General features: G+C 64.1%; 18 protein-coding genes. 3 read left to right on the top strand and 15 right to left on the bottom strand.

The window, feature by feature from the left end; all coding sequences use genetic code 11:
• The first annotated feature begins 284 nt into the window (after window positions 1–284).
• Window positions 285–632: a hypothetical protein gene (locus tag AC0L3O_RS18865; protein ID WP_473616276.1), complete on the top strand. Its 348-nt coding sequence runs from the start codon at window positions 285–287 to the stop codon at window positions 630–632.
• A 327-nt stretch (window positions 633–959) separates the two neighbouring features.
• Window positions 960–1,919 carry a DMT family transporter gene (locus AC0L3O_RS18860; RefSeq protein ID WP_473535932.1) on the top strand — a complete coding sequence of 320 codons (960 nt, stop codon included), beginning with the start codon at window positions 960–962 and terminating at the stop codon, window positions 1,917–1,919.
• Between the two features lie 22 nt (window positions 1,920–1,941).
• Here the strand turns inward: AC0L3O_RS18860 and AC0L3O_RS18855 are convergent, their stop codons facing one another.
• The 13 genes from AC0L3O_RS18855 to AC0L3O_RS18795 form a co-directional block, all read right to left on the bottom strand.
• Window positions 1,942–2,748, bottom strand: coding sequence for an ABC transporter permease (locus AC0L3O_RS18855; RefSeq protein ID WP_128168918.1), 807 nt, complete (start codon window positions 2,746–2,748; stop codon window positions 1,942–1,944).
• Window positions 2,745–3,752: an ATP-binding cassette domain-containing protein gene (locus AC0L3O_RS18850; protein ID WP_473616275.1), complete on the bottom strand. Its 1,008-nt coding sequence runs from the start codon at window positions 3,750–3,752 to the stop codon at window positions 2,745–2,747. The genes AC0L3O_RS18855 and AC0L3O_RS18850 overlap by 4 nt, the downstream gene beginning before the upstream one ends.
• A gap of 162 nt (window positions 3,753–3,914) precedes the next feature.
• Window positions 3,915–4,442, bottom strand: coding sequence for a superoxide dismutase family protein (locus AC0L3O_RS18845; protein ID WP_473535929.1), 528 nt, complete (start codon window positions 4,440–4,442; stop codon window positions 3,915–3,917).
• A gap of 101 nt (window positions 4,443–4,543) precedes the next feature.
• Window positions 4,544–5,320: a sulfite exporter TauE/SafE family protein gene (locus tag AC0L3O_RS18840; RefSeq protein WP_023798004.1), complete on the bottom strand. Its 777-nt coding sequence runs from the start codon at window positions 5,318–5,320 to the stop codon at window positions 4,544–4,546.
• A gap of 183 nt (window positions 5,321–5,503) precedes the next feature.
• Window positions 5,504–6,583, bottom strand: coding sequence for an AI-2E family transporter (locus tag AC0L3O_RS18835; protein WP_245277612.1), 1,080 nt, complete (start codon window positions 6,581–6,583; stop codon window positions 5,504–5,506).
• Window positions 6,584–7,086: 503 nt separating this feature from the next.
• The gene (gene amaB, locus AC0L3O_RS18830) at window positions 7,087–8,598 is read right to left on the bottom strand and encodes an L-piperidine-6-carboxylate dehydrogenase (protein WP_473535928.1); all 1,512 of its coding nucleotides are present in this window, start codon (window positions 8,596–8,598) and stop codon (window positions 7,087–7,089) included.
• Between the two features lie 238 nt (window positions 8,599–8,836).
• Window positions 8,837–10,111: an RNA polymerase sigma factor gene (locus AC0L3O_RS18825; protein WP_473535927.1), complete on the bottom strand. Its 1,275-nt coding sequence runs from the start codon at window positions 10,109–10,111 to the stop codon at window positions 8,837–8,839.
• Window positions 10,108–10,482 carry a YciI family protein gene (locus AC0L3O_RS18820; RefSeq protein ID WP_473535926.1) on the bottom strand — a complete coding sequence of 125 codons (375 nt, stop codon included), beginning with the start codon at window positions 10,480–10,482 and terminating at the stop codon, window positions 10,108–10,110. Before AC0L3O_RS18820 ends, AC0L3O_RS18825 begins: the two co-directional genes overlap by 4 nt.
• Window positions 10,483–10,597: 115 nt before the next feature.
• Window positions 10,598–11,704 carry a DNA topoisomerase IB gene (locus AC0L3O_RS18815; protein WP_473616274.1) on the bottom strand — a complete coding sequence of 369 codons (1,107 nt, stop codon included), beginning with the start codon at window positions 11,702–11,704 and terminating at the stop codon, window positions 10,598–10,600.
• A 158-nt stretch (window positions 11,705–11,862) separates the two neighbouring features.
• Window positions 11,863–12,747 (bottom strand): transglutaminase family protein, encoded by an 885-nt coding sequence (locus AC0L3O_RS18810; protein ID WP_128173728.1) that lies wholly within the window; start codon window positions 12,745–12,747, stop codon window positions 11,863–11,865.
• 21 nt (window positions 12,748–12,768) lie between these two features.
• The gene (locus tag AC0L3O_RS18805; protein ID WP_287227766.1) at window positions 12,769–15,174 is read right to left on the bottom strand and encodes a circularly permuted type 2 ATP-grasp protein; all 2,406 of its coding nucleotides are present in this window, start codon (window positions 15,172–15,174) and stop codon (window positions 12,769–12,771) included.
• Window positions 15,175–15,180: 6 nt separating this feature from the next.
• Window positions 15,181–18,558 carry a transglutaminase family protein gene (locus tag AC0L3O_RS18800; RefSeq protein WP_473616272.1) on the bottom strand — a complete coding sequence of 1,126 codons (3,378 nt, stop codon included), beginning with the start codon at window positions 18,556–18,558 and terminating at the stop codon, window positions 15,181–15,183.
• A gap of 123 nt (window positions 18,559–18,681) precedes the next feature.
• On the bottom strand, window positions 18,682–19,887 hold the full coding sequence (locus AC0L3O_RS18795) for an acyl-CoA dehydrogenase (protein ID WP_473535924.1): 1,206 nt from the start codon (window positions 19,885–19,887) through the stop codon (window positions 18,682–18,684).
• A 187-nt stretch (window positions 19,888–20,074) separates the two neighbouring features.
• Between AC0L3O_RS18795 and AC0L3O_RS18790 the strand changes: the two genes are divergently transcribed.
• The gene (locus tag AC0L3O_RS18790; protein ID WP_473535923.1) at window positions 20,075–20,971 is read left to right on the top strand and encodes a LysR family transcriptional regulator; all 897 of its coding nucleotides are present in this window, start codon (window positions 20,075–20,077) and stop codon (window positions 20,969–20,971) included.
• Here AC0L3O_RS18790 and AC0L3O_RS18785 read toward each other — a convergent pair whose 3' ends face one another.
• Together AC0L3O_RS18785 and AC0L3O_RS18780 are read right to left on the bottom strand one after the other, a co-directional pair.
• A complete protein-coding gene (locus AC0L3O_RS18785; protein ID WP_473535922.1) occupies window positions 20,972–23,278 on the bottom strand; it encodes a Tex family protein in 2,307 nt (768 codons plus the stop codon).
• Window positions 23,279–23,641: 363 nt separating this feature from the next.
• Window positions 23,642–24,823, bottom strand: a complete 1,182-nt coding sequence (locus AC0L3O_RS18780; protein WP_473616271.1) for a serine hydrolase domain-containing protein — start codon at window positions 24,821–24,823, stop codon at window positions 23,642–23,644.
• Window positions 24,824–24,885 lie beyond the last annotated feature (62 nt).

The following is a 24,885-nucleotide window of genomic DNA, read 5'->3' as shown; positions in this document are numbered from 1 at the left end:
GATGCAGGCGGACCATCGAGAGGAAGCTCTTGACGATGCGGCCGCAGCGCTCTGCGGCGGCGGGCCCCCATTAGGGGGGCCCCCAGGGTTTGGGGGGGGGAAAGAAAAAAGGTTAAAAAAAAAATTTTGGGGCCAATGTTTCCCCCCCCTGGGTTCGGGCCCTGTGGGCCACCCCCCCCCCGCTACGACTCACCCGGCCACAGCAGCCCACCTCAACCGATCCGGCGGTCGCGCGGCCTCGCGGCCGCACCGGAAATGTTGCAGGCCGAAACACCGGAGAAACCATGATCATCCGATACGCGCTCTTCGAAGGCGAAATCCATAGCGGCAGGGAAGCTGAGTTCCGCCAGTTCGTGAAAGACCGGCTTGTCCCGCTCTGGACGCAGTTTCCCGGAGCCGAGGAAATCCGCATCCTCGACGGAACTATCCGCGACGAAGGCGCCCCGGCCTTCGCAATGGCGCTGGCCATCCGCTATCCGGATATGGCGGCGTGCGAATTGGCGCTTCAGTCCCCCATCCGGTCCGAAAGCCGCCAAGTTACCGGCGAGCTGCTGAAAATGTTCACCGGACGCGTTCACCACCACGTGTTCGACGCCAGCGAATACGAGCCGACAGGTGCACCGGAAGAATGAGCGAGCCGGTAGCAGAGATCGGCTTGGCGTCATAGGACGCCATCTTCCGCTCGGTTTTCCGCAGCGGTTTTGAACCGTTTTTGTCGACGTGGCAAACCGAGCTGGTGAGACAGCCGCACACCACCGCGGACCAGATCTAAATCGGCGATCCTGTCCGGCGCTGCATCGGCACGCGTCAGCGCGATGAAGATACGTCGGTATCCGCCATGCGCCCATCATCGACGATGTTGGGCTCGAGCAGGCCGCACATCGATTGGTGACATAGCTGACGTTGCTTTTGGCAAGACGCAGCAATCTTGCTAAGATCGGCGGTGGGAGGAGACGGGCATGCAAGCGCTGCCGATAGCCCATACTGGCGTAGCCAAGACGGCAGCCGACGCATCGCTTCCACTCGCCTATTCCACCGCGACGCTCTGCTGGCTCCTGTCCGCCGGCGTCTACATCGCAGCCAAGTGGGTTGCCCCCGAGATGCCGCCTTGGGCGCTCTGCTTCTGGCGGCTGGCGCTCGCCTGCGCGATCCTGCTGCCTATCGTCCATCATCATCACGGGGCGATGCTCGCGTTGCTCCAGTCACGGGCGATCGAGGTGCTGGCCATCGGCGCTATCGGGCTGACCCTGTGTCAGGGCATGATCTACACGGGCCTCAATTACACCGACGCGACCACCGCCGGCATCATCATGGCGCTGTCGCCGATCATGACCATGGTGCTTGCCCGCTTCGTGCTCGGCGAGCCCCTCGGCGTCTGGAAGGCGCTTGGCGCGCTGCTCGCTCTGGTCGGGATGGTGGTGATCGTGGCGCGCGGCGACCTTACCGCGCTGATGCGGCTCCAGTTCAATCCCGGCGAGTTGTGGATCGTCGGCAGCGCGTTTTGCTGGGGTCTCTACACCGTGCTGCTGCGTCGCGCCAAATTCGCTATCGAACTGCTGCCGACGGTGGTCCTGTTGCTGGGCGCCGGCGCGCTGGCCGCACTGCCACTCTATCTCTGGGAGCTGTTTTCCGGCGAGCGGTCGGCGCTGCATGCGAACGGCCTTCTGGCACTCGCCTATGTCGCTGGCCCGGGCGGCGCTCTGATGTATTACCTCTACAATCGCAGTGTCGAGACGCTTGGCGCCGGGCGCGCCAGCATGCTGCTCTATCTGCAGACTGTCTTCGTCGCCGTGCTCGCTTACCTTTTCCTAGGGGAAAGCTTGCACGACTACGACCTCGCCGGCGCCGCCTTTATCGTCGCCGGCCTGCTGCTCGCCACCGCGATCAAGCCGAGGCAGCGCACGGTGCATGTCGCGTAGGGACACCTCCCCGCTGCTCGTCTCACCTTCTGAGATACAGCCACAATGTCGTCGGCGCCAGGATCGCGGTCAGCGCCACCGGCGCGATCAGGGCGAGGACGACCTGACTGAGTGTCGCCCCGCCACCCATCAACCCGCGCAGCGCCGTCGTCATCAGCGACACCGGGTTGACTTCGACGAAGTCCCGCAGCCAGTCCGGCATGGTTCCGGGGTCGACCATGATGTTGGAGGCGAAGACGAGCGGGAACAGGAAGGTAAAGCCGAGCGTCATCACTGTGGTTGGCGTGCGGATCAGCAGGCCGAGCACGATGAATACCCAGCCCATGCCGAACCCGATGGCGATCAGCATGGCGAACGCCGCAAGCACGCCGAGGACGCCCGCTTCCGGCCGGTAGCCGAGAATCAGCCCGATGGCGAGGATGATAGACGCGGCAATCAAATGGCGCAGGATGTCGCCCACCATCAGGCCGGCGAATGGAGACAGCGACCAGATCGGCAGCGATCGGAAGCGGTCAAACAAGCCCTTGCCGAGGTCGGTCGACAATCCCATGCCGGAATACACTGCGTTGAACACCACGGTCTGAACCAGGATGCCGGGCAGGAAGAACTGCAGGTATTCGCCAGGCGAACCGGCGAGCGCGCCGCCGAAGACGAAGGTGAACAGCAGCGTGAACATGATCGGAGTCATCACCAGGTCGAACAGCTGCTCCGGCACATGCTTGAATTTCAGCACCGCGCGCCATCCGAAGACCAGCGCATTGGAAAGGGCTGATGGGGTCTTCGGTCGGGCGACCCTTTGCAGCCGCTGCAGGGATGTTGTGTCGATCATGGCTTGTCGTCCTTCGGGCTTACACCCAGGCTCGGCTGGCCCGTCAGCGCGAAGAAGACCTCCTCAAGGCTGGGTTGGCCCATGGAGAAATCCGACAGTTCGATGCCGGCAGCGACCAGGTCGGCCAGCGCCTCATTGGCGGCCTTCGCCGTGCCGGCAAGGACGGAGAGCTCCGCGCCCTCGGCACTGCGCTGGACAGGGTGCTCCAGCCGGCGTTCCAGGATCGACGCCGCCTGGTCCAGCCGCGCGACATCGGCGAGCGCTACATGGAGAAACCCGGAGCCTGTGGCCGCCTTCAATTCGCGGCTGGTGCCCTCGGCAATCTTCCGGCCGTGGTCGATGACGGCGATGCGTGCCGCGAGTTGATCGGCCTCTTCGAGATATTGCGTGGTGAGCAGGATGGTGACGCCGGCCTCGGCGAGGCCGCGGATCATGCCCCAGACATCTTTTCGGGCGTTCGGATCGAGGCCTGTGGTCGGCTCATCGAGGAACAGCACGCCCGGCGTGACGATCAGCGAGGCGGCTATGTCGAGCCGCCTTCGCATGCCACCCGAATAGTCCCTCACCTGCTTCGTCGCCGCTTCGGACAAGCCGAAAGCCGCGAGCAGGTCGTCCGCGCGGGTTTTCGCGGCGCGACCGCGAAAACCCCAGAGTCGGGCGAGCAGGACGAGGTTCTCCCGGCCCGTCAGGTCCTCGTCGAGCGAAGCGAACTGCCCGGTCATCGCGATTGCCGCACGGACCTCGTGCGGGGCCTGCACGACATCGTGCCCCATCACGGTCGCGGAGCCGGCGTCGGGGCGCGACAGCGTCGCAAGCATCCGCATCAGCGTTGTCTTGCCGGCGCCGTTCGGACCCAGGATGGCGAAAATCATGCCGCGCGGTACATCTAGATCGATACCATCGACGGCACGCAGCTTGCCGAAGGTTTTGACCAGGCCCCGGGCGGAAATGGCTGACCGGGCAAGGCCCGTGGCGGGCATACCCATAGGAGAAGTAACGTTCATGCAATCATCCGGCAGTCGCAAAATGAAGGCCAACTTCGGCGCAATGGCTGCGTCGTCAATTCCTCTGCAGGCGCGCGAGCTTACCGTCTGGGTTGTCCCCGTGCCAGAGGCTCCGACCATCTGCCTGGCCGCCGAGCTGGAGCGCCGGTCAGATCATGTCGGCTACTTCCCTTGGGGTTTCCACTCGATCACGGCACAGGCCTGACGCTTTCCGGCATTACCGGCAGGCTGGCTTTTGTAGTCGTCCTGTCCACCGTGGATCATCAATGCCTTGCCTCGTATCGCCGTTTCTCCACCATCCAGCTTGACCATGCTGTTGAAAACCTGGGCACGCAAAACGCCGTCGGCGCCGACCCGCTGATTTGGCATATCGCCCGCGTGCGGGCCTTTTTCGGCGAGATATCCATGTTCGGCATTCGTCGGATTGAAGTGCCCACCGGCCGAGTCATGGCCGGTCTGATGATCGCACTTTCCGGTCTCATGAACATGGAACGCAACCAATTCGCCCGCCGGCAGTCCCGTCACCTCCAACTCTATCAGCACACCCTGCGCCGTCTCGGTCAGCGTGGCCGTTCCATTCTTCTCACCAGCCATGTTGACGAATTCGGCTTTCGCGGTCGCGGCGTCCTGCGCCGCCGCAGGCATCGCGACCGCCAGCGCCAATCCTGTTGCTGCAACCAATTTTCTCATCGACTCGGCCTCCGGTTGTCCAAGGCATCCAACAACAACGGCGCCTCTTCGTTCCATTTGGGAATTGAGTTTTTGTCTCCGGCACGGTCGATGTGCCTCTGTTACACCAATTCGAAGAGTTGCGCGGTTTGCCAGCCCGCAAGCAGTATGATGAGAGTGCCAACGAGCCTGAGAAGCGTCTTTTCTGCGATCGACTTCACCATCAATCCGGCCATCGGCGCTGCGATCACCCCGCCAAGGACCAAGCCGGCAACGGCGATCAGATTTTCTGCCAGCGCTCCTGCCTCCGCCCAATGGCCGGTCAATAACGCAAACAGGAAGGTCAGGGACACCGACAGCGTGGTAAGGAACTCGGTGGCATTTACCGTGCCAATCACGTAGCGGGGCGTCCCGCCAAAACCGAGAAGGCCCGTCGTCACGATGGGTCCCCATCCGCCACCCCCTGCCGCATCGAGAAATCCACCACCAAGCCCAAGCGGAGGCACCGCGGCTGCAGGGACCGGCTTGCTTGGTATCCGTCGGAAGGAACGGAACAGGAGCCAACCTCCGACGAGCGCAAGATATGTGGTCACATAAGGCTTCATGATGGCCCCCTCAAACGAGGTGAGCACAAAAGCGCCGAGAACGCCGCCGAGCACGCCAAACGGCATCAGCCGCCAGAAAAGCTTCCAGTCGATATTGCGGTGATAGAGGTGAGCCGAACCCGAGGCCGCCGTGGTAAACAGCTCGGCCGCGTGAACTGAAGCCGAAGCATGTGCAGGAGACACGCCGAACCCCAGTAGTGTTGTCGAGCAAATCACGCCGTAGGCCATGCCGAGAGCGCCGTCCACAGCCTGAGCTAAAAACCCTACGATCGCAAAAAGAAGGAATTCTTGCATTTGGCTCTCCAACAAGGCGCGGATGTACTCGATAAAAGAGGAACCCGCCGCCTACAACGCATGCAATCTTCATGCTTCCACAACTCACCAAACGCCTGGCATCGATAATGGGACGACGAACGGGAAACTGTCCACCCGCACCCTTCGAGCGATACAGCCTTCCACGGCGGCGCGTGGCGGTGCTTACTCACGACCAGTCGCGGCTCTCGACTGCCGTGATGGCTTTGTGTCGCGCTTTGGCGTCAGTTCCGCCCCGGTTTGGTCGTTCAATCGTTTCTTGAGGATGTCAATGAGGCTGACGGTGACCGCGATCACCGCAGGGCCGAGGACAAGCCCGGATGCTCCGAAAAGGACGATGCCCCCGATCGCGCCGATAAAGGCGACCACTGTGTGGAGCCGCAGCCGGCTCCCGACAAGCATCGGATAGAGCAGATTGTCGATGCCGGCGACGACGCCGCCGCCCCAGACGGTCAGGATCGCTGCGCTCGCCCAAGCCCCTTCCAGCGCGAGATAGATCGCTGCCGGCACCCAGACCAGGAATGCGCCAAGCACCGGCACGATGGCAAGAAGCCCCATTACCAGGCCCCAGAAGACCGGAGTCGGCAGGCCGAGCCACCAGAACATCAGACCGCCCAGCGTTCCTTGCACGACGGCGATGAGCACGGTGCCTATCAGGATCGCATGCACCGTCTCGGCAAGGCGGGACAGCAAATATGCCATCTCCGATGCGCGCAGCGGCGACAGACGCTCGATCCCGCGCAGGGCCGGTTCACGGTCCCGCAAGAAATAGAACAGCAGATAGAATGTCAGCACGAACATCACGGCCTGGTTGATCGAGCCGCGCAGCAGCGATGTGCTTTGTCCCGTCAGCCATTGTACAAATGCGGCGACCGTGCCGGCCGGATCGAGTTGGTTCTCGATCCATCCGGCAACCGCCGAAAGCCTGGGATAGCCCGACAGGAAGGCATCTGTGTTCCAGCCCCGGATGACCTCCTCCATGTAGGTGGCGCCGTTTACCGCCTCGCCAACAAGCTGCTGTGCCACGAAGACGAGCGGCAGGCCGACCGCCACCGCCGCGATGCTGACCGACATCAATGCAGCCAGATTTTGATTCCTGAGCCTTTCCTCGACCCGTCGATGAGCCGGATGCAGGACGATTGCCAACACCAGAGCCCAGGTCAATGCGGGCAAAAAAGGCAATGCCAGGCGGTAGCAGATGTACAGACCGATCGCCGTCGCGGCCACGATGCCGATCAATCTCATTTGTCTCATATCGGGCATCTGTTTCAGGTCGGGCATCTCTCGCCGTCTCGCAAACCAAGCGAGACTAGTGGATTCTTTGACGAAATGGCAGCTTCGGTTGCCGCACCCCTACTGCCAAGCCGCTGTCGAGTGTGACGAAAATGGTCGGGACATTACGCGCTCAGTGGGCTGTTATGCCGGTGGGCGCCCGTCCGGGCTGCCAGCACCACGGCCTGCCGGGCGTGGATGCTCCGACCTACGGCGGTTTTTACAGCTCGCTCGCGGCAGCGCAGCTTCACAGGGCGGCCAAAAAGAAAAAAAGGCCGGACTGTTAAGGTCCGGCCAGGCATGAAGGTTCAAAACCTCCAGAGGGGAACGCGCCGGACGCAATGGGAGGAAAACATCCGACGCAATGCGCATATGGGTCGGCACGGATGACGTTTCAACGACATGGGCTGGGCCACATCAGCCGCCCTATAGAGCCACCCGGGCTCGGTGCTGCCACGAAACGAGCCCTGGCGTTCTCAGTCGATGTCGAAGGACACGCCTTGGGCCAGCGGCAGCGCCTTGGAATAGTTCACCGTGTTGGTGGCGCGCCGCATGTAAGCCTTCCAGGCGTCGGAACCGCTCTCGCGGCCGCCGCCGGTCTCCTTCTCGCCGCCGAAGGCGCCGCCGATCTCGGCCCCCGACGTGCCTATGTTGACGTTGGCGATGCCGCAGTCGGACCCGTCGACGCCGAGGAAGCGCTCGGATTCCTGCAGGTCGCGGGTGAAGATCGACGACGACAGCCCCGCTCCGACCGCATTGTGCTCGTCGAGCACGGCGTCGAAGTCCGAGTATTTCATCACGTAGAGGATCGGCGCGAAGGTCTCTTCCGTCACCGGCGAGACCTGCTTGGGCATCTCGATCAGCGCCGGACGAACGTAATAAGCGTCGGGAAGGCCGTTCTCGACTCGCACGCCGCCGGTGGCCTTGCCGCCTTGAGCGGCGGCTTCCTTCAACGCGTTCTGCATGCTGTCGAAGGCTGCCTTGTCGATCAACGGTCCGACCAGCGCTGATGTCTCCAGCGGATTGCCGACAGAGACGCTTTCATAGGCCTTTTTCAGGCGCGGAACGAGTTGGTCGTAGACGCTCTCATGCACGAACAGGCGCCTGAGCGTCGTGCAGCGCTGGCCGGCGGTGCCCATGGCGCCGAAGGCGATGGCGCGCAAGGCCATGTCGAGATCGGCCGTCGGGCAGACGATGCCGGCATTGTTGCCGCCGAGCTCCAGCACGGCGCGGGCAAAACGCTTCGCCAGCCGTGGACCGACATCCCTGCCCATGCGGGTCGAGCCGGTGGCCGAAACCAGCGGCACATCAGGATGATCGACCAGGATTTCGCCGACGGCGCGATCGCCGATCAGCACCGAAATCAAGCCTTCCGGAGCATCGCCGAAACGTTCAGCCGCACGCTTGAAGATCGCCTCGCAGGCGAGCGCCGTCAGCGGTGTCTTTTCCGACGGCTTCCAAACCACCGCGTCGCCGCAGACCAGCGCCAGCGCGGCGTTCCACGACCACACCGCGACCGGGAAGTTGAAGGCCGAAATCACGCCGACGACGCCCAGCGGGTGCCAGGTTTCCATCATGCGATGACCCGGGCGCTCGGTGGCGATGGTCAGGCCGTACAATTGCCGCGACAGGCCGACGGCGAAATCGCAGATGTCGATCATCTCCTGCACTTCGCCGAGCCCTTCGGACGGGATCTTGCCGACCTCGATCGACACCAGCCGGCCAAGCTCTGCCTTGTGCGCGCGCAGTTCCTCGCCTAGCAGCCGCACCAGCTCGCCGCGCTTCGGTGCCGGCATCAGCCGCCATGCCTGGAAGGCTTTATGCGCCCTGTCGATGGTCTCTGCCGCATCGGCCGGTGAGATCGTCTTCAGCGCGGCGATCTGCTCACCCGTCACCGGGCTGCGCACGATGAGATCGCCGCCTGAAAGCGCAGCCTCGGCAACGCCCAGTTTCGCCAGCAGCCCGGCTGTTTCGTTCGCAATCGTCATTTTCTTTCCCTTTCAGATCCCATCGCTCATAATGCATGTCGCCCAAAAGCATGCCCTGGGGCCCGACCCGAGGGTGCGCAGCGGTTTTGGGACAACGACATGCACCCGTGTGCCATGCCGTCCCTGCGCCGATCGGCACATCAGGCGCTGTCATGGCGTGGCATTACTCGTTTCAGGGAAAAATCGCCACCCCGGCATGGTCTAAACCAAAGGCAGACCGTTGAACCAGCGAGTCGTCTCAGCGCGCTGTCTGCGCGGTTCCCCGCACGGCGCCTTCCTTCATCAGCCGGTCGATATGCATGCGGATATGGGCGGCCTCGGCGGCCGTATTGGCAAGCGCAATGGCGCGGTCGAAGGCGATGCGCGCCTCCTCACCACGATCGAGCTGCATCAGCAGTCCGCCCTTGAGGCCGAAAAAATGGAAATAGCCGGAAAGCCTTTGTTCCAGCGGCTCGATCATGGCAAGTGCGGCTTCCGGCCCGCGGACCTTGGCGACCGCGACGGCGCGATTCAGCGTCACCACCGGCGACGGCTGCATCTGCTCGAGCAGGCTGTAGAGCAGCTCGATCTCGTTCCAGTCCGTGTCCTCGGGCCTTGCCGCGCGCGCATGCAGGGCGGCGATTGCCGCCTGCACCTGGTAGGGACCGGGCTTGTGGTGGCGTAGCGCTTTGTCGACCAGCGCCAGCCCCTCGTCGATCATCTTGCGGCTCCACAGGCTGCGGTCCTGGTCTTCGAGCAGCACGATTTCGCCGTTCTCGTCGAACCGCGCCGGCGCACGCGCATGCTGAAGCAGCAAGAGCGCCGTCAGGCCCATGATCTCCGGCTCGGTCTGGAACAGCCTGAGCAGCAGCCGGGCCAGCCGGATCGCCTCCTCGCAGAGCGGCGCGCGGGCCGGCGCCTCGCCGCTGTTGGTCGAATAGCCCTCGTTGAAGATCAGGTAGACCATCGCGGCAACCGCGGCGAGCCGCTCGGAGCGCTCAACCGCTCCGGGCGTCTCGAACGGCACGCCGGCATCGGCGATGCGCGCCTTGGCACGTGTGATGCGCTGCTCCATCGCGCTTTCACCGACGAGAAAGGCGCGGGCGATCTGCTTGACGCTCAGGCCTGAAACGATGCGCAGCGCCACGGCGATCTGCTGCGTCGCCGGCAGGTCGGGATGACAGCAGATGAACAGCAGCCGCATTATGTCGTCGCGGTAGTGCGCGCCGTCCAGCCGTTCGGCGATATCGGTCTCGGCATCTTCCAGATCGGAGATCTGGTGCTCTTCCGGCAGCGGCGCCTGCTTGGCACGCTTGCGCACCGCGTCGATGCCGCTGTTGCGGCCAACGAAGATCAGCCAGGCTGCCGGATCGCGCGGCGGGCCGTTTGTCGGCCAGTTCTTCAGAGCTCGCAGGCAAGCGTCCTGGAAAGCTTCCTCCGCCGCGTCGAGATCGCGGAAGTAGCGCAACAGCGCGCCCATCGCCTGTGGGCGGGCGGTGCTGATCGCTGTGCTGATCCAGGTAAGGTCGGTCATGCTGAAACCTTGGCGGGATTGAAGAGCGAAACCGGCCGTATCTCGTAGGAGCCGCCGCTCGGGTTCACCTCGGAAAGCTCGCGCGCAAAGTCGACGGCCTCGTCGAGATCGGAGCATTCGAGTGTGTAAAAGCCGAGGAACTGTTCCTTGGTCTCGGCAAACGGGCCATCGATGACGACCGATTCGCCCTTGACCTTTCTCAGCGTTGTCGCTGCGGTCGTCGGCAGCAGCCGCGCCACCGGGCCAAGCCGGCCGGCCCGAGCGTATTTTTCCTGCACGCCCAGGAGTTTTTCCATGACGGCATCGTCCTGTTCCTTGCTCCACGAGCAGACGACGTCTTCGGAGGCATAGCAGAGGATTGCGTAGAGCATGGGTGTGTCCTTTTCTCTGTCAAAGGACGAAACAGTAGGACCGATCCCGACACAACGTCGATAAAAAAATCACGTCCTGCCAGCACAATGAAGGCCTTTGGTTGCTCTGGTCGGTTCAGCTTTCCTGCGCCTTCAGCCATCTCAGAACGACGGCTTCTTCATCATCAAGGCCGGCTATCGATCGCTTCCGCTTGTTCGCATCCGCCATTTCGCCGAGCAGCCGACCTTCGGACCAGGCTTCGAAAACCTGTGGGTGGATATAACAGCTGCGGCAGATGGCGCGCGTGTTGCCCAGCCGCTCGGCCACGTTGTCGATGACGCCGTTCATCACCCGCTTCTGTTGTGCTTGGCTTTCGGGTCGTTCGGTTTGCGCAAACAGCGACGCAGCATGGATGGTGCCGCCCCAGGTTCGGAAATGCTTCGAGCTGAAATCGGCCCCCACCGTCTCCCTGATATAGCGGTTGACGTCGTCGGAGCGGATTGGTCGCCTGCTTCCGTCCTCGTCGAGATACTGGAACAGCTTCTGGCCCGGCAGATCCTGCGCCCCGCGCACGATCCTGGCGATCCGGCGATCGACGAGCTTCAGCTTCCACTCCTTGCCGGACTTGCCCTTGAAAGCGAAACGCAGGCTCGAGCCACTGATGTTGACATGGCGGTCGCGCAGCGTGGTCAGCCCAAAGCTGTTGTTGTCGCGGGCGTAGGCAGCATTGCCGACGCGGATCATCGTGTTGTCGAGCAGCCAGACCACAGCGGCGACAACGCGTTCCAGCGGCAGGCCGTGACGGCGCAGATCGGCGTCGATCTGGCGTCGCAGTTCAGGCAGACTCTCTGCAAAGGCAACCAGGCTCGAATATTTGACGCCGTCGCGCTCCTCGGCCCATTGTGGATGGTAGCGATATTGCTTGCGTCCGCGCCGGTCTCGGCCGGTCGCCTGGATGTGACCGTCAGCAACGGGCGAAATCCACACATCCGTCCACGCCGGTGGGATGGCGAGCGCCTTGATGCGGGCCATGGTGTTCTCGTCGACGCCCTGCCCGTCAGGTCCTTTGTATGAAAATCCCCTGCCGGTCCTGAAACGGCGGATACCGGGCTCGGTATCGGTGACATAGGTGAGCGAGGCTCGATCGGCCGAGGCCTCTCCGCCATTCTTCGGCGCCCCGTTTTTTGGTGCACCCTCCTTGGCAGCCGACCGGCCAGTCGACGATCCGGATTTGTCCAGCATGTCCTCTCCACGAGAAATTTCCCGTAGATAAGCGCAGGAACGGCTGCTGGTTCCGCGTGTGGCTTTCAGAATGATGTCAGCGCACCGCATGTGCGTTCGAGGGGCCGTCTCTCTGTCTACCTTCGGCGCCTACAAATCGATTGCGGCCTCGCTTGCCGTCATGCCTTTTCCAGCACGACCGGAATGACGTCGACAGCCTGCTCGCCGACCTGTCCGCCCGTCGTCTTCAGGACGCCGACGATCGGCGCTACATCCGAATAGTCGCGGCCGTGGCCAACGGTGATGTGGTCATTGCTTGCCCGCATGCCGTTGGTTGGATCGAATTCCTGCCATCCGGTGTCGCGCCCGCACCACACCTTGACCCAGGCATGCATGGCGTCGGCCCCTTCCAATCGCGGTTTTCCGCGCGGCGGAATGGTGCGCAGGAAGCCGCTGACATAGCCGGCGGGGATACCGAGGCCGCGCAGGCCGGCGATCATGATGTGCGAAAAATCCTGGCAGACGCCCCGCTTCAGGCTGAAAGCATCGCTCGCCCGGGTCTGCACCGTGGTCGCCTCGCCATCGTAGGTGAAATCGCGACGAATGCGGTTGCACAGGTCCATGGCGGTACCGACGACAGAACTGCCGGCACTGCTCCGCGCATACCCCGTGATATCAGCGTCAATGCCGACATGGTCGCTGGCGGCCAGAAAGTGATGCGGTGTATCAGGCGACAGCGAACGCACCGCTTCGAGTTGGCTCCGCAGCCGGCGAATGTCGGGCGACACGTCAAGCCCGGGTTCCGGCCGCGAGACGGCGACGCGCGCGCTCATCCTGATGTCGAGCGCATCATGGGCATCGCGAAAGGCGATCGACGTGACATTGTTGCCGAAGAAATCGGAAAAGTCGGAGCGTTCGCTCGGCGTCGGCGCGAAGGACAGCGAAGCGGCGATCACCCGCTGCACGCCCGATATCGTCGGCGGCAGCACGCGCACCTGATGGCGGCCGCCGCCGGCTGCAGCATCATAGTCGTAACGCAGATTGAGTCTGATGTCGTAGAGCATGCCAGCCTCCGGGTCCCGTCCTTAGCCGAAATAGGCCTTGGCGAGGCTGTTGTAGAGGCCGCCGATCTCGGTGGCGAGATCGTCCAGGGCCTTCGCCGTCATGTCCGAGGGCTCCTTGATGGCGATTGCCGTATTGAGCTGCAATATCTCTTTCGCCGCCGGCGACATATGCCCCTCGCTGCCGACAGCAGGCAACAGCGCGATTTCGGCCTTCAGCCGCTCGAGCTGGAACAGGATGGAGCGCGGGTTGAGCGGATCGAGCACCAAGAGGTCGATCACCGTGCGCCTGCCAGCCTGCACCGGATACTGCCGCCGGTGGGTCATCACGCTGTCGCCGATCTCCAGCATCATGTCGAGCGCGCCTTCGGGCGCCGCAGCCCCGGTCAGCCGGGCAAGCGTGCGGGCGATCTGGATGCCGCGTTCCAGCCGCCGGCCGATCTCCAGGAAGCGCCAGCCGGTGAAGCGGTACATGTTCTCATGCAGCAGGCCGGAAAACCCGGCGAGCTTGCGCAGGATGACCGTCATCGCCCGCGTCGCATCATCGCCCGGCGCCACCGTTGTCGCGAATTGATGGATGGTCTTCGACAGATCGTTCAGCGCCAGCCAGCCGTCGGGCGAGAAGCGGTCGCGGATCTGCCCGGCGCTGTAAACGGCGCTGTCCAGCGTTGCGATCAGCCCCGGCGGGATCGCCGCTGCGACGTCGATGCCGAACGGTTCGAGATGGTCTCTGATATCGGCAAGCAAAGGCATGTCCGGGTCGGACGCCTCGGCCAGCCGCACGTGATAGGCGCGCAGGATGCGCACCGTGTCTTCCGATCGCTCGATATAGCGGCCGAGCCATGTCAGGTTTTCCGCAGCGCGGCTGGGCAGGCTGCCTGGCGAGGTGCGGATGAAACTGTCGTGCTCCTGCGGCAGCAGCGTCTCGCGCTCCACCGGCCTGTCGCTGACCACCCATACATCCGCCGCCTGGCCGCCGCGCTGCATGGCGATAGCCGTCGGATCGAGCGAAAAGCCAACACGGGCAAAGCCGCCGGGCATCACCGTCCAGCCTTCCGGCGTTCGCGCCAGATAGACGCGCAAGGCTGCCGGCCGCGGCTCCAGCCGGCCGCCGACATGGACCGGCGTGGTCGAAAGCGTCACTGCTTCCTGTCCGACGAAGGCGCCGCCGTCGCGTTCGATCCGGGCTATCAGTTCGGCCCGTTCCCCGGCAACCAGCGCCGAGCCCAGCCTGGTGCAATCGTCATCCTCGAAGGCAAGCCGCGTCGACAGCGCCGGGCCGATCACCATGCGGTCGAGGTTGGCCAGCACATGGTCACGATCCTTGTCCCGCCCGCACCACCATGTCGCGACGCTTGGCAAGAGAAGCTCCTCGTTGCGCAATTCGCGCGAAATTTTTGGCAGGAAGGCGAACAGCGCCCGCGTTTCCATTAGCCCGGAGCCGAGCGCGTTGACGGCTGAAACAGCCCCCCGGCGGATCGCCTCGACCAGCCCTGGCGTGCCGATCTGCGAATCCGGTCGCAGTTCCAGCGGATCGGCGAAGGCGGCGTCGAGCCGTCGCCACAGCACGCTGACCGGCGCCAGCCCGGAAACCGTGCGCACCATCAATCGACCGCCGGAGACGGTCAGATCCTCGCCTTCGAGCAGCATGATGCCGAGATAGCGGGCGATATAGGCATGCTCGTAATAGGTTTCGTTGAGTGGCCCCGGCGTCAGGATGGCGACACGGCCGCCTGATGCCTTGGCCATGCGGTTAAGCGCGTCGCGAAAGCGACGGAAGAAGCCGGCAAGGCGGTGCACATGCATCTCGCCATAGATGTCGGACAGCGCACGCGTGGTGGCGACGCGGTTTTCCAGCGCAAAGCCGGCGCCTGACGGCGCCTGCGTGCGGTCGCCCAGCACCCACCAGCGGCCATCCGGTCCACGGCCGAGCTCGAAAGCGCAGAAATGCAGGAAATGGCCGCTGGCCGGTCTGGTGCCGACGACGGGGCGCAAATATTCCGGGCTGGCCGCGATCAGCCCCGCCGGCAGGATGCCTTTCTCGACCAGGCGGTTCGGCCCGTAGATATCGGCAATCGTTTCCTCGAACAGCTCGGCCCGCTGGACCAGGCCGGCACTGATCGCGGCCCATTCCTGCTCCTCTATCAGGAGAGGCACATGCGCCAGCGGCCATTCGCGCTCATGGGCGCCGGCCTGATCGTAGAGACGGTAATAGACGCCGGCGTCGCGCAGATACTGGTCGGCGCGGGCGAAGCGCTGGGCGAGCTTTTCAGGCCCCAGATCTTCCAGCGCCTCGATGAACTCCTTCCAGACCGGACGGGGATTGCCTGATGCATCGACCATCTCGTCGACGACGCCGTCGATCGGCTGGTAGTGCTCCAGCAAATTATGCGGCCTGCCTCGTATTTCCTGGTGATTCCCCTTTGCCATGGCTGATCAGAGTCTTGCAGGCCGCCGCAGGTCAAGGGTCATCGGGAAATCCTCAGAGGCTTGTTCGCCGCGCAGCACGTAGGCGGACGGCGTATGGCCGCGCGGCTCGAAGCGGGCGAGCCGCCGCGCCTCCGCTTCGTTGCCGTTGACCGGGAAAGTGTCGTAGCTGCGCCCGCCGGGATGCGCGACATGGTAGACGCAGCCGCCGACCGCCCGGCCCGACCAGCGATCATAGATGTCGAAGACCAGCGGCGTGTTGACCGGCAGTGCTGGATGCAGCCCCGATGACGGCTGCCAGGCCTTGAAGCGGACGCCGGCCACCGCGATCTCTCTGGAGTCGGTCACCTTCATCGGCACGATGCGGCCGTTGCAGACGACCGCATGACGTTCCGGATTGAGCCCTTCGGTCTTCACCTGCAGCCGCTCGACCGAGGAATCGACGAAGCGCACGGTGCCGCCGATCGCGCCCTGCTCGCCCATGACATGCCACGGCTCCAGCGCCTGCCGCAGCTCCAGCTTGATGCCGGCATGCTGGACTTCGCCGCAGAACGGGAAGCGGAATTCAAGCTGCGCGTCGAACCATTCGGGACGGAACTCGAAGCCGTTCAGCTTGAGGTCGTCAAGCACGTCGAGAAAGTCAGCCCATACATAATGCGGCAGCATGAAACGGTCATGCAGTGACGTGCCCCAGCGCACGAAGCGGCCATCGAGCGGGTTCTTCCATGCGCGGGCGATGATGGCGCGCACCAGCAATTGCTGCGCCAGGCTCATGCGCGCATTGGGCGGCATCTCGAAGCCGCGGAACTCGACCAACCCCAGCCGGCCGGTCGGGCCGTCGGGCGAAAACAGCTTGTCGATGCAGATTTCCGAACGGTGGGTGTTCCCCGTCACGTCGGTCAACAGATTACGGAACAGCCGGTCGACCAGCCACGGCAACGGGGCGCTGCCACTGTCCGGATGCGGCACCTGCGCCATGGCGATCTCAAGCTCGTACAGCGAATCGTGGCGCGCCTCGTCGAAACGCGGCGCCTGGCTGGTCGGGCCGATGAACAGGCCTGAGAACAGATAGGACAGCGACGGACGGCGCTGCCATTGCAGGACAAGGCTCTTCAGCAAATCGGGGCGGCGCAGGAACGGACTGTCGTTGGGTGTTGCGCCGCCGACGACGACATGGTTGCCGCCGCCGGTGCCGGTATGACGGCCGTCGATCATGAACTTGTCGGCGCCAAGCCGCGTCTGCCGCGCCTCCTCGTAGATCGCTGTGGTCGTCGCCACGCAGTCCTGCCAGTTCGCAGCCGGATGGATGTTCACCTCGATGACGCCGGGATCCGGAGCCACGCGGATGACGTTGAGGCGCGGGTCGTGTGGCGGACCGTAGCCCTCGATATGCACCGGCAGGCCGATAGCCTTTGCCGCGTTCTCGGCCGCCGCGACAAGTTCGAGATAATCTTCCAGCGCCTCGACCGGCGGCATGAATACACAAAGCCGTCCGTCGCGCGGCTCGACCGACAGCGCGGTGCGCACCGCGCCACCGATCTCGGTAATCTCCTGTTCGACACGGTCCTGCTGGCCGGTCGCTGCGGTGAAGGACGCCGCCTGCTGGCGGCGCGCCATTTCGTCAGCGCCTTCAAGTTCGGCCGGGGCAGCCTCCGGCAAAGAAGCGGCTTCAGGCAAAATAGCCTCGCGCGCCGGCAATGGTCCGCGCGGCAGCGAAGGATCGACCGGCACGATGTAGGGGAACTGCGCCGGCGGCACATGGGGAAGCGTGCCGAGCGGCAGGCGGTAGCCGACCGGTGAATCGCCCGGCACCAGGAACAGCCTGCCGCGCCGCGTCTTCCACTTCTCCGAACGCCAGCGCGGTCCCGACGCCTGGCTGTTCCAGCGCTGGACAGGCAGTACATAGCCCGACGGCTTGGTCAGGCCGCGTTCGAACACCCGCGCCATGCGGCTGCGCTCCTCGGGGTCGTCCAGCTTCGAATTGGACGGATCGACATTGTCCGGCAGCTTGCCTTCCTTGAGCAGCCACTCAGCCGGGTCCTCATAGGCTTCGCTGACCATTGACTTGTCGATGCCGAGTTCATCGGCAATCGCCGTCAGCAGGCTTTCAGCCTGCTTCGGCCCGACATCTGCTTCGCTGTTCTCCCGCGCGATCAGCGACGGGTCGCTCCACACCGGCTCGCCGTCGGCGCGCCAGTACAGCGAGAAGGTCCAGCGCGGCAGGCTTTCGCCCGGATACCACTTGCCCTGCCCGTAGTGCAGGAAGCCGCCCGGCGCGAAACGCTCACGCAGCCGGCGGATCAGCGCATCGGCCTTTTCGCGTTTTGTCGGGCCGACGGCGGCGGTGTTCCACTCCTCCGCCTCGAAATCATCGATCGACACGAAGGTCGGCTCGCCACCCATGGTCAGCCGCACGTCCCCGGCTTCGAGCGCGGCGTCGACCTGCCTGCCCAATGCGTCAAGCGCCTGCCAGCTTTCGTCGGAGAATGGCTTGGTGATGCGGGGGTGCTCGGCGATGCGGTCGACCCGCATGTCGAAGCCGAACTCGACATTGGCGAAGCTCGCCATGCCGGAAATAGGCGCGGCGTTGCGGAAATGCGGCGTGGCCGCCAGCGGCACATGGCTTTCGCCGGTGAGCAGGCCGGAGGTCGGGTCGAAGCCGATCCAGCCGGCCCCCGGCAGATAGACCTCGCACCAGGCATGAAGATCGGTGAAGTCGACGGCGGTGCCGGGCGGTCCGTCAAGCGCGACGAGGTCGGGCTTCAACTGGATCAGGTAGCCGGAAACGAAGCGCGCGGCGATGCCGAGGTTCCTCAGGATCTGTACCAGCAGCCAACTCGTATCGCGGCACGAGCCTTTCTTGGCGGCCAGCGTTTCCTCCGGCGAAAAAACGCCGGTTTCCATGCGCACGATATAGGCGACCTCGCGCTGCAGGCGGGCATTGAGGTCGACGACGAAATTGACGGTATTGGTTGGGTGGCGATCGATGGTTTGCAGGAACGCCGACAGCAGCGGTCCAGCCGGTTCCGGCGTCCGGTAGATGGCGAGATCGGCGCTGATCTCTTCCGGGTATTCGAACGGCAAGGTCTCGGCCGCCGGCTCGACGAAAAAATCGAATGGGTTGTAGACCGTCATGTCGGCGACGAGGTCGACCTCGATCTTCAGTTCCGTCACCGGTTCCGGAAACACGAAGCGCGCGAGGAAATTGCCGTAGGGATCCTGCTGCAGATTGACGAAGTGGTTCGCCGGCCCGACCTTCAACGAATGGCTGAGCACCTTGGTGCGGGAATGCGGCGCCGGCTGCAGCCTGATGACCTGCGGGCCGAGGACGACCGGCCGGTCATATTTGTAATGGGTCAGGTGGTAGACGGCTGCCAGAATTGCCATGGGACCCCGAAAGTCGGCGTTTCAAACGAACTCGCCGAACCCTGACACAAATGCTGGCCATTCTCCAAGCAGAGATGTTGCGGTGCAACTAATTTAAGCAGCGTTGCTGGCCTCGGGGCCGGCTCAGAAAAACGCCTGCAATCCGGTCTGCGCCCGTCCGAGGATCAGCGCATGCACGTCATGCGTGCCCTCATAGGTGTTGACCGTTTCCAGGTTCTGCGCATGGCGCATGACGTGGTAGCCGATCTGGATGCCGTTGCCGCCATGCATGTCGCGGGCCTGGCGGGCGATGTCGAGCGCCTTGCCGCAATTGTTGCGCTTGACGATCGAGATCATCTCCGGCGCCATCTTGCCCTCATCCATCAGGCGCCCGACCCGCAAGCTGCCCTGCAGCCCCAGCGCGATCTCGGTTTGGATGTCGGCGAGCTTCTTCTGGAACAGCTGCGTGCCGGCCAGCGGCTTGCCGAACTGCTTGCGGTCGAGGCCATATTGGCGGGCCCGGTGCCAGCAATCTTCCGCCGCGCCCATCGCCCCCCAGGAAATGCCGTAGCGCGCCCGGTTGAGGCAGCCGAACGGCCCCTTCAGGCCCGACACGTCAGGCAGCAGCGCGTCCTCACCGACCTCGACGCCTTCCATCACCACTTCGCCGGTGATCGACGCGCGGAGACTGAGTTTGCCGTCGATCTTTGGCGCCGACAGCCCCTTCATGCCTTTTTCCAGCACGAAGCCGCGAATCTCATTGTCCTGCGCGCCCCCACTCTTGTCGGACAACTTTGCCCAGACGACAAACACGTCGGCGATCGGGGCGTTGGAGATCCACATTTTCGAGCCCGAGATCCTGTAGCCGTTCGCCGTCTTCTCAGCGCGCGTCTTCATGCCGCCAGGGTCGGAACCAGCATCCGGCTCGGTCAGCCCGAAGCAGCCGATCCATTCGCCTGACGCCAGCTTCGGCAGGTATTTTTTGCGTTGCGCCTCCGAGCCATAGGCATGGATCGGATACATCACCAGCGACGACTGCACACTCATCATCGAGCGATAGCCCGAATCGATGCGCTCGACTTCGCGCGCCACCAGGCCATAGGTGACGTAGTTGGCGCCGAGCCCGCCATATTCTTCCGGAATGGTGATGCCGAGCAGACCCGCCTCGCCCATCTCGCGAAAGATCCCGGCATCGGTCTTTTCCTCGAGATAGGCTTCCTCGATTCTCGGAGCGAGCTTGTCGGCGGCGAATGCCGCTGCGCCATCGCGCACCATCCGCTCGTCTTCCGAAAGCTGGTCCTCGATCAGGAAGGGATCATCCCAGACGAATGCGTTCTTGTCGGCGGCCATGGCCTCGGTCTCCCAGCTCTTGCATGTCGCCCAAAAGCTTGCCCTCGGGCCTGACCCTAAGGTGTCCGGCGGTTTTGGGATAACGACAATGCATAAACAACAACATGAATTGGGGGGCTTATCGGCTTCCGGTTCGAAAAAATCAAACGAAATTGCTTCGCCAACCAATGAGCGTTAGTAATGAATCATGAACGTGCAGCGCCGCCTTTTGCATGGTATCAGCGCCCTTGCCGCCTTCGAGGCGGTGGCCCGGCTGGGCAGCTTCACCGCCGCCGCAAGGGAGCTCGATCTGACCCAGGGCGCCGTCAGCCGCCAGATTAGACTTTTGGAGGATCAGTTCGGCCGCCAGCTGTTCGAACGCGACAGCCGCAATGTCAGGCTGTCGACGGCCGGTGAGATCTATGCCGAAGCGGTGCGCGCCGCCTTGGGTCAATTGCGCGACGCAGCGCTTGGATTGATGAGCAATCGGCATAGTGGCATCTTGAACCTTGCGATCCTGCCAACCTTCGGCACACGCTGGCTGATGCCGCTCATCCCGGATTTCGTCGAAAGCAACCCTGACATCACCATCAATTTCGTCACCCGCATCGGCCGCTTCGACTTCGCCCGCGAGAGGCTCGACGCCGCCATCCATTACGGCCTGCCCGACTGGCCCGATGCCGACTCGACGCTGCTGGTGCGCGAGACAGTGGCGCCGGTTGTCTCGCCCGAATTTCTGGCTGGCCGCGCCATTGCCACGCATGCCGATATCGGCCGCCTGCCACTGCTGCATATGGCGACGCGGCCCGGCGCATGGACCGAGTGGTTCGAGCATCAGGGATTGAGCGTACCGACCGGGCCCGGCATGCAGTTCGAGCAATTCGGCACCGCCGCCCAGGCCTGCATGGCCGGGCTCGGCGTGGCGCTGCTGCCGCAGGTCCTCATCTCAGGCGAATTGCAACGGGGCCAGTTGGTGCCGGCGCCGGGCCGGCCGATGCAGAGCCGCAGCGCCTATTACCTCGTCGTGCCGCATGACAAGCGCGGCCATCCGCCGGTCGCCAGTTTTCGCGACTGGCTGCTGCGCCATGTGCCGCCGGAGAAGTAGCTACTTACGCTTCAACGCATCGGCCAACGCGGCGCCGAACGCGCCTTGTTGCACCGGCCGCTCCGGCTGGCGCTGCGGCGCCGGCGCTCGCGGCACCGGTCTGTTGCCATTGTCGCGCGGCTTCGGTGTACCGCCGTCACCATCCCTGCGCATCGACAGGCCGATGCGCTTGCGCTTGATGTCAATGTCGACGACGCGCACCTTGACCACGTCGCCGGCTTTTACCACCTCATGCGCATCCTTGACGAAACGGTCGGCCAGTTGCGAGACATGCACCAGCCCGTCCTGATGCACGCCGATATCGACGAAGGCGCCGAAAGCGGCGACATTGGTGACAGTGCCTTCCAGCAGCATGCCTGGCTTCAAATCCTTGATGTCGTCGACGCCGTCGGCGAAGGTGGCGGTCTTGAAGCCGGGGCGCGGATCGCGGCCGGGCTTTTCCAGTTCCGCCAGGATGTCTCGCACCGTCGGCAGGCCGAACCGCTCATCGACGAAGACATGCGGATCGAGCGCCTTGAGAGCGGCACTGTCGCCCATCAGCGAGCGGAGGTCACGTCCGCAGGCCGCAACGATCTTTTTCGCCACGCCATAGGCTTCCGGATGCACGGCCGAGGCATCGAGCGGTTCGGTGCCGTTGGCAATGCGCAGGAAGCCGGCGCATTGCTCGAAGGCGCGGGGTCCAAGGCGCGAGACCTTCAACAGGTCACGTCGGCTGGCGAAGGGACCCGCCGCGTCACGGTGCGCAATGATCGCCTCGGCCAGCGATGCGCCAAGACCCGAAACCCGCGCCAAAAGCGGCGCCGAGGCGGTGTTGAGGTCGACGCCGACGGCATTGACCGCGTCCTCGACCACCGCTTCCAGCGAGCGGCCGAGCCGGTACTGGTCGACGTCGTGCTGGTATTGGCCGACGCCGATCGACTTCGGCTCGATCTTGACCAGTTCGGCCAGCGGATCCTGCAGCCGCCGCGCGATCGACACCGCGCCGCGCAGCGACACGTCGAGGCCAGGGAATTCCGCCGCTGCTGTTGCCGAGGCGGAATAGACCGAGGCGCCCGCCTCGCTGACGATCACCTTGAGCGGCTTCGGCCCGGACTCGGCAGGCATGTCGGCCAGCATGTCTGCGACCAGCCTTTCCGTCTCGCGGCTGCCGGTGCCGTTGCCGATGGAAATCAACTCGACCTTGTGCAGGCGGATGAGTTTTGCCAGTTCGGCCTGCGTGCCGCGCACGTCATTCCTTGGCGGAAGCGGATAGACCGTCGTCGTCGCCAGCAGCTTGCCGGTGCCGTCCACCACCGCCACCTTGACGCCGGTGCGGATGCCGGGGTCGAGCCCCATCGTGGCGCGCGAGCCGGCCGGGGCAGCGAGCAGCAAGTCCTTCAGATTGCGGGCGAAGACATGGATCGCCTCCTCCTCGGCCCGCTCGCGCAGATCCCGCATCAAATCGAGCGTCAGATGCAGCGACAGCTTTACGCGCCAGGTCCAGCCCGCCACCTCCATCAGCCAGCGGTCGCCCGGCAGCTGGCGGCCGATGGCGTAGGCATCGGCGATCATCCGCTCGACCGGCTTCACCGGCGACGCGTCGTCGGCATCGACTTCGATATCAAGCGACAACACCTCTTCGTTGCGGCCGCGCAGCATCGCCAGGGCGCGATGGCTCGGCACATTGGCCCAGCGCTCGACATGGTCGAAATAGTCGGAGAATTTCGCGCCGGCTTCCTGCTTGCCGTCGACGACGCGCGACCGCATGAAGGCGCGTTCCTTCATGTAGCTCCGCAGCCTGCCGACCAGATCGGCATTCTCGGCGAACTGCTCGGACAGGATGTCGCGCGCGCCCTCGAGCGCCGCCTTGGCGTCGGCCACCTCTTCAGTGATGTAGGCCAGCGCCAGTTCGCTGGGCGCCGCCGCGCGGTCGGCAAGGATAGCCTCGGCCAGCGGTCCCAGCCCACGCTCGCGCGCGATCTCGGCCTTGGTCCGGCGCTTCGGTTTGTAGGGCAGATAGATGTCTTCGAGTTCCGCCTTGGTGGCGGCCGCAGCGATCTTGGTTTCAAGCTCTTCGGTCAGCCTGCCCTGGTCGCGAATGGAACCGAGAATGGTGTCGCGGCGCGCATCGAGCTCGCGCAGATAGGCTAGGCGCTCGGCCAGCAGGCGCAGCTGCGTGTCGTCCAGACCGCCGGTGACCTCCTTGCGGTAGCGCGCCACGAACGGCACCGTCGCGCCTTCGTCCAGCAGTCCGATCGCCGCCGCGGCCTGTTCGGGCCGGGCCGTGATCTCGGCTGCGATGATTGCTGCGATGCGCTCGGATGCCATGTCGTTCCTGCTGCCCTGTCGAAAAGAGCGGCGACCATAGGCGCAGAGCGTCGCCCCGCCAACCTCGCTCTTTTCGACCGATCAAGAGTTCCACAGGAAAGCACGTTGGAAATTCGCATGGCAGAATGCGCCCACGCCTGGATTTGCCGTGCCCTTCAGACGCTCATTGCCCTGCCGGGCATCTCTCCCCGTATAGTGACGGGGAGAAAGACGCCTTCGCAAAGGGTTTCGCCAACGACCAGCGTTGCAAAAAATAGCGCCGCGGGGCGGCCAGCCCCCTTCTCCCGTCAGTATACGGGGAGAAGGTGCCGGCAGGCGGATGAGGGGCAGCGCTGACATTGCCAGTCGGATACGATTGCCCTGCTAGACCATCCGGCTCAGCGCATCGAAGAAGGTGACCATATCGACATCGAGCGGCTCGTCGACCGGCTCCGGCTGCGACGACATCTTGGCGATAACCACCTCCGCCTTGGGATCGACGTAGAGCCACTGGCCGTGGATGCCGATACCGCAAAAAGCGCCGCTGGCCGCGCCGGTCTGGTACCATTTGTTGCGGTAGCGGCCTTGCGGGAAGAGGAACGCCATCGAGCCACGCTGCCAGGCGTCCGTGTCTCCGCCTGTGCTGACAGTGTCGCGCACCCAGGCTTCCGGCACGATGCGGCGGCCTTGGGCGATGCCGCCCTGCCGCATCATCTCGCCGACCCGGGCCAGATCGCGCGGCGTCGCCGAAATGCCGCCGGCCGTGCGCGCAGTGCCGGCCATATCGACTGTCACCGAGGCTTCGCTCATTGCACCAAGCGGCAGCCACAATTTCTCGTGCATCAACTCGGCGAAGCGCTGGCCGGACGCGCGCTCGAGCAGGATGCCGAGCAGGTCGGAATTGGGCGAGCGGTAGCGGAACGTCCGGCCATGCGGCTCGGCAAGGCGCTGCAGCGTCAGGATGAAGTCGGCCAGGCTTTCGGTGCCGCCGCCCGGATTCCACAGCGTCGCGCGGCGATAGCGGGCAAAGGCGCTTTCCGGATCGAGATAGGCTTCTTCGAAGTCAAGGCTGACGCTCATGTCGAGCACATGCCGCACGCTGGCATCGCCATAGGCCGAGCCGGCAGCTTCCGGCAGATAGCGGGTCACCGGCGCCTGCGGGTCGAAAACTCCCTCGCCTTCCAATATGCCGGCCAGAATGGCGGTCAGCGACTTGCTGATCGAGAAGATGATGTGGCGGGCGCCGAACTCCATATGCGGTGCGAACCAGTCGCCGACGAATTTGCCGGCTTTCGTGATCGTCAGCGCGTCGGTGTCGGAGCGCCCGAGAAAGGCCGCAACAGTCTCGGCGCCGCCGGTCAGCGCGATTTTTTCGTCAAGCAGCCCATCAAGATCCTGTGCCGGCGCCTCACTGCCGCTTGACGCTGCAGCGACACGTGCGCTCGGCACCAATTCGCCGACATTCTGGAACGACCACCGGCTGAACGGGCTTTCGCGCCAGTTGCCGAGCAGCACCTTGTTGCGGGCAAAGCCATGTCTGGTCCCGAACGCGGTCTTACCGGTCATAGCTTTTCCTTCCGGTTTTTAGGAACTTAGAGTCCGTTTCGAAATCAGATGGCCGCCAGAGT

The sequence above is a fragment of the Mesorhizobium sp. WSM4810 genome (assembly GCF_055811235.1).
Note: the sequence above shows the minus strand (reverse complement) of the source record. Positions and strands in the feature narration are given on the sequence as shown.

What these genes read in the sequence shown, in the direction of transcription:
- AC0L3O_RS18865 (WP_473616276.1), top strand. Translation starts at nt 285, where the DNA reads ATGATCATCCGATACGCGCTCTTCGAAGGCGAAATCCATAGCGGCAGG.
- AC0L3O_RS18860 (WP_473535932.1), top strand. Translation starts at nt 960, where the DNA reads ATGCAAGCGCTGCCGATAGCCCATACTGGCGTAGCCAAGACGGCAGCC.
- AC0L3O_RS18855 (WP_128168918.1), bottom strand. Translation starts at nt 2,748, where the DNA reads ATGATCGACACAACATCCCTGCAGCGGCTGCAAAGGGTCGCCCGACCG.
- AC0L3O_RS18850 (WP_473616275.1), bottom strand. Translation starts at nt 3,752, where the DNA reads ATGAACGTTACTTCTCCTATGGGTATGCCCGCCACGGGCCTTGCCCGG.
- AC0L3O_RS18845 (WP_473535929.1), bottom strand. Translation starts at nt 4,442, where the DNA reads ATGAGAAAATTGGTTGCAGCAACAGGATTGGCGCTGGCGGTCGCGATG.
- AC0L3O_RS18840 (WP_023798004.1), bottom strand. Translation starts at nt 5,320, where the DNA reads ATGCAAGAATTCCTTCTTTTTGCGATCGTAGGGTTTTTAGCTCAGGCT.
- AC0L3O_RS18835 (WP_245277612.1), bottom strand. Translation starts at nt 6,583, where the DNA reads ATGAGATTGATCGGCATCGTGGCCGCGACGGCGATCGGTCTGTACATC.
- amaB (WP_473535928.1), bottom strand. Translation starts at nt 8,598, where the DNA reads ATGACGATTGCGAACGAAACAGCCGGGCTGCTGGCGAAACTGGGCGTT.
- AC0L3O_RS18825 (WP_473535927.1), bottom strand. Translation starts at nt 10,111, where the DNA reads ATGACCGACCTTACCTGGATCAGCACAGCGATCAGCACCGCCCGCCCA.
- AC0L3O_RS18820 (WP_473535926.1), bottom strand. Translation starts at nt 10,482, where the DNA reads ATGCTCTACGCAATCCTCTGCTATGCCTCCGAAGACGTCGTCTGCTCG.
- AC0L3O_RS18815 (WP_473616274.1), bottom strand. Translation starts at nt 11,704, where the DNA reads ATGCTGGACAAATCCGGATCGTCGACTGGCCGGTCGGCTGCCAAGGAG.
- AC0L3O_RS18810 (WP_128173728.1), bottom strand. Translation starts at nt 12,747, where the DNA reads ATGCTCTACGACATCAGACTCAATCTGCGTTACGACTATGATGCTGCA.
- AC0L3O_RS18805 (WP_287227766.1), bottom strand. Translation starts at nt 15,174, where the DNA reads ATGGCAAAGGGGAATCACCAGGAAATACGAGGCAGGCCGCATAATTTG.
- AC0L3O_RS18800 (WP_473616272.1), bottom strand. Translation starts at nt 18,558, where the DNA reads ATGGCAATTCTGGCAGCCGTCTACCACCTGACCCATTACAAATATGAC.
- AC0L3O_RS18795 (WP_473535924.1), bottom strand. Translation starts at nt 19,887, where the DNA reads ATGGCCGCCGACAAGAACGCATTCGTCTGGGATGATCCCTTCCTGATC.
- AC0L3O_RS18790 (WP_473535923.1), top strand. Translation starts at nt 20,075, where the DNA reads ATGAACGTGCAGCGCCGCCTTTTGCATGGTATCAGCGCCCTTGCCGCC.
- AC0L3O_RS18785 (WP_473535922.1), bottom strand. Translation starts at nt 23,278, where the DNA reads ATGGCATCCGAGCGCATCGCAGCAATCATCGCAGCCGAGATCACGGCC.
- AC0L3O_RS18780 (WP_473616271.1), bottom strand. Translation starts at nt 24,823, where the DNA reads ATGACCGGTAAGACCGCGTTCGGGACCAGACATGGCTTTGCCCGCAAC.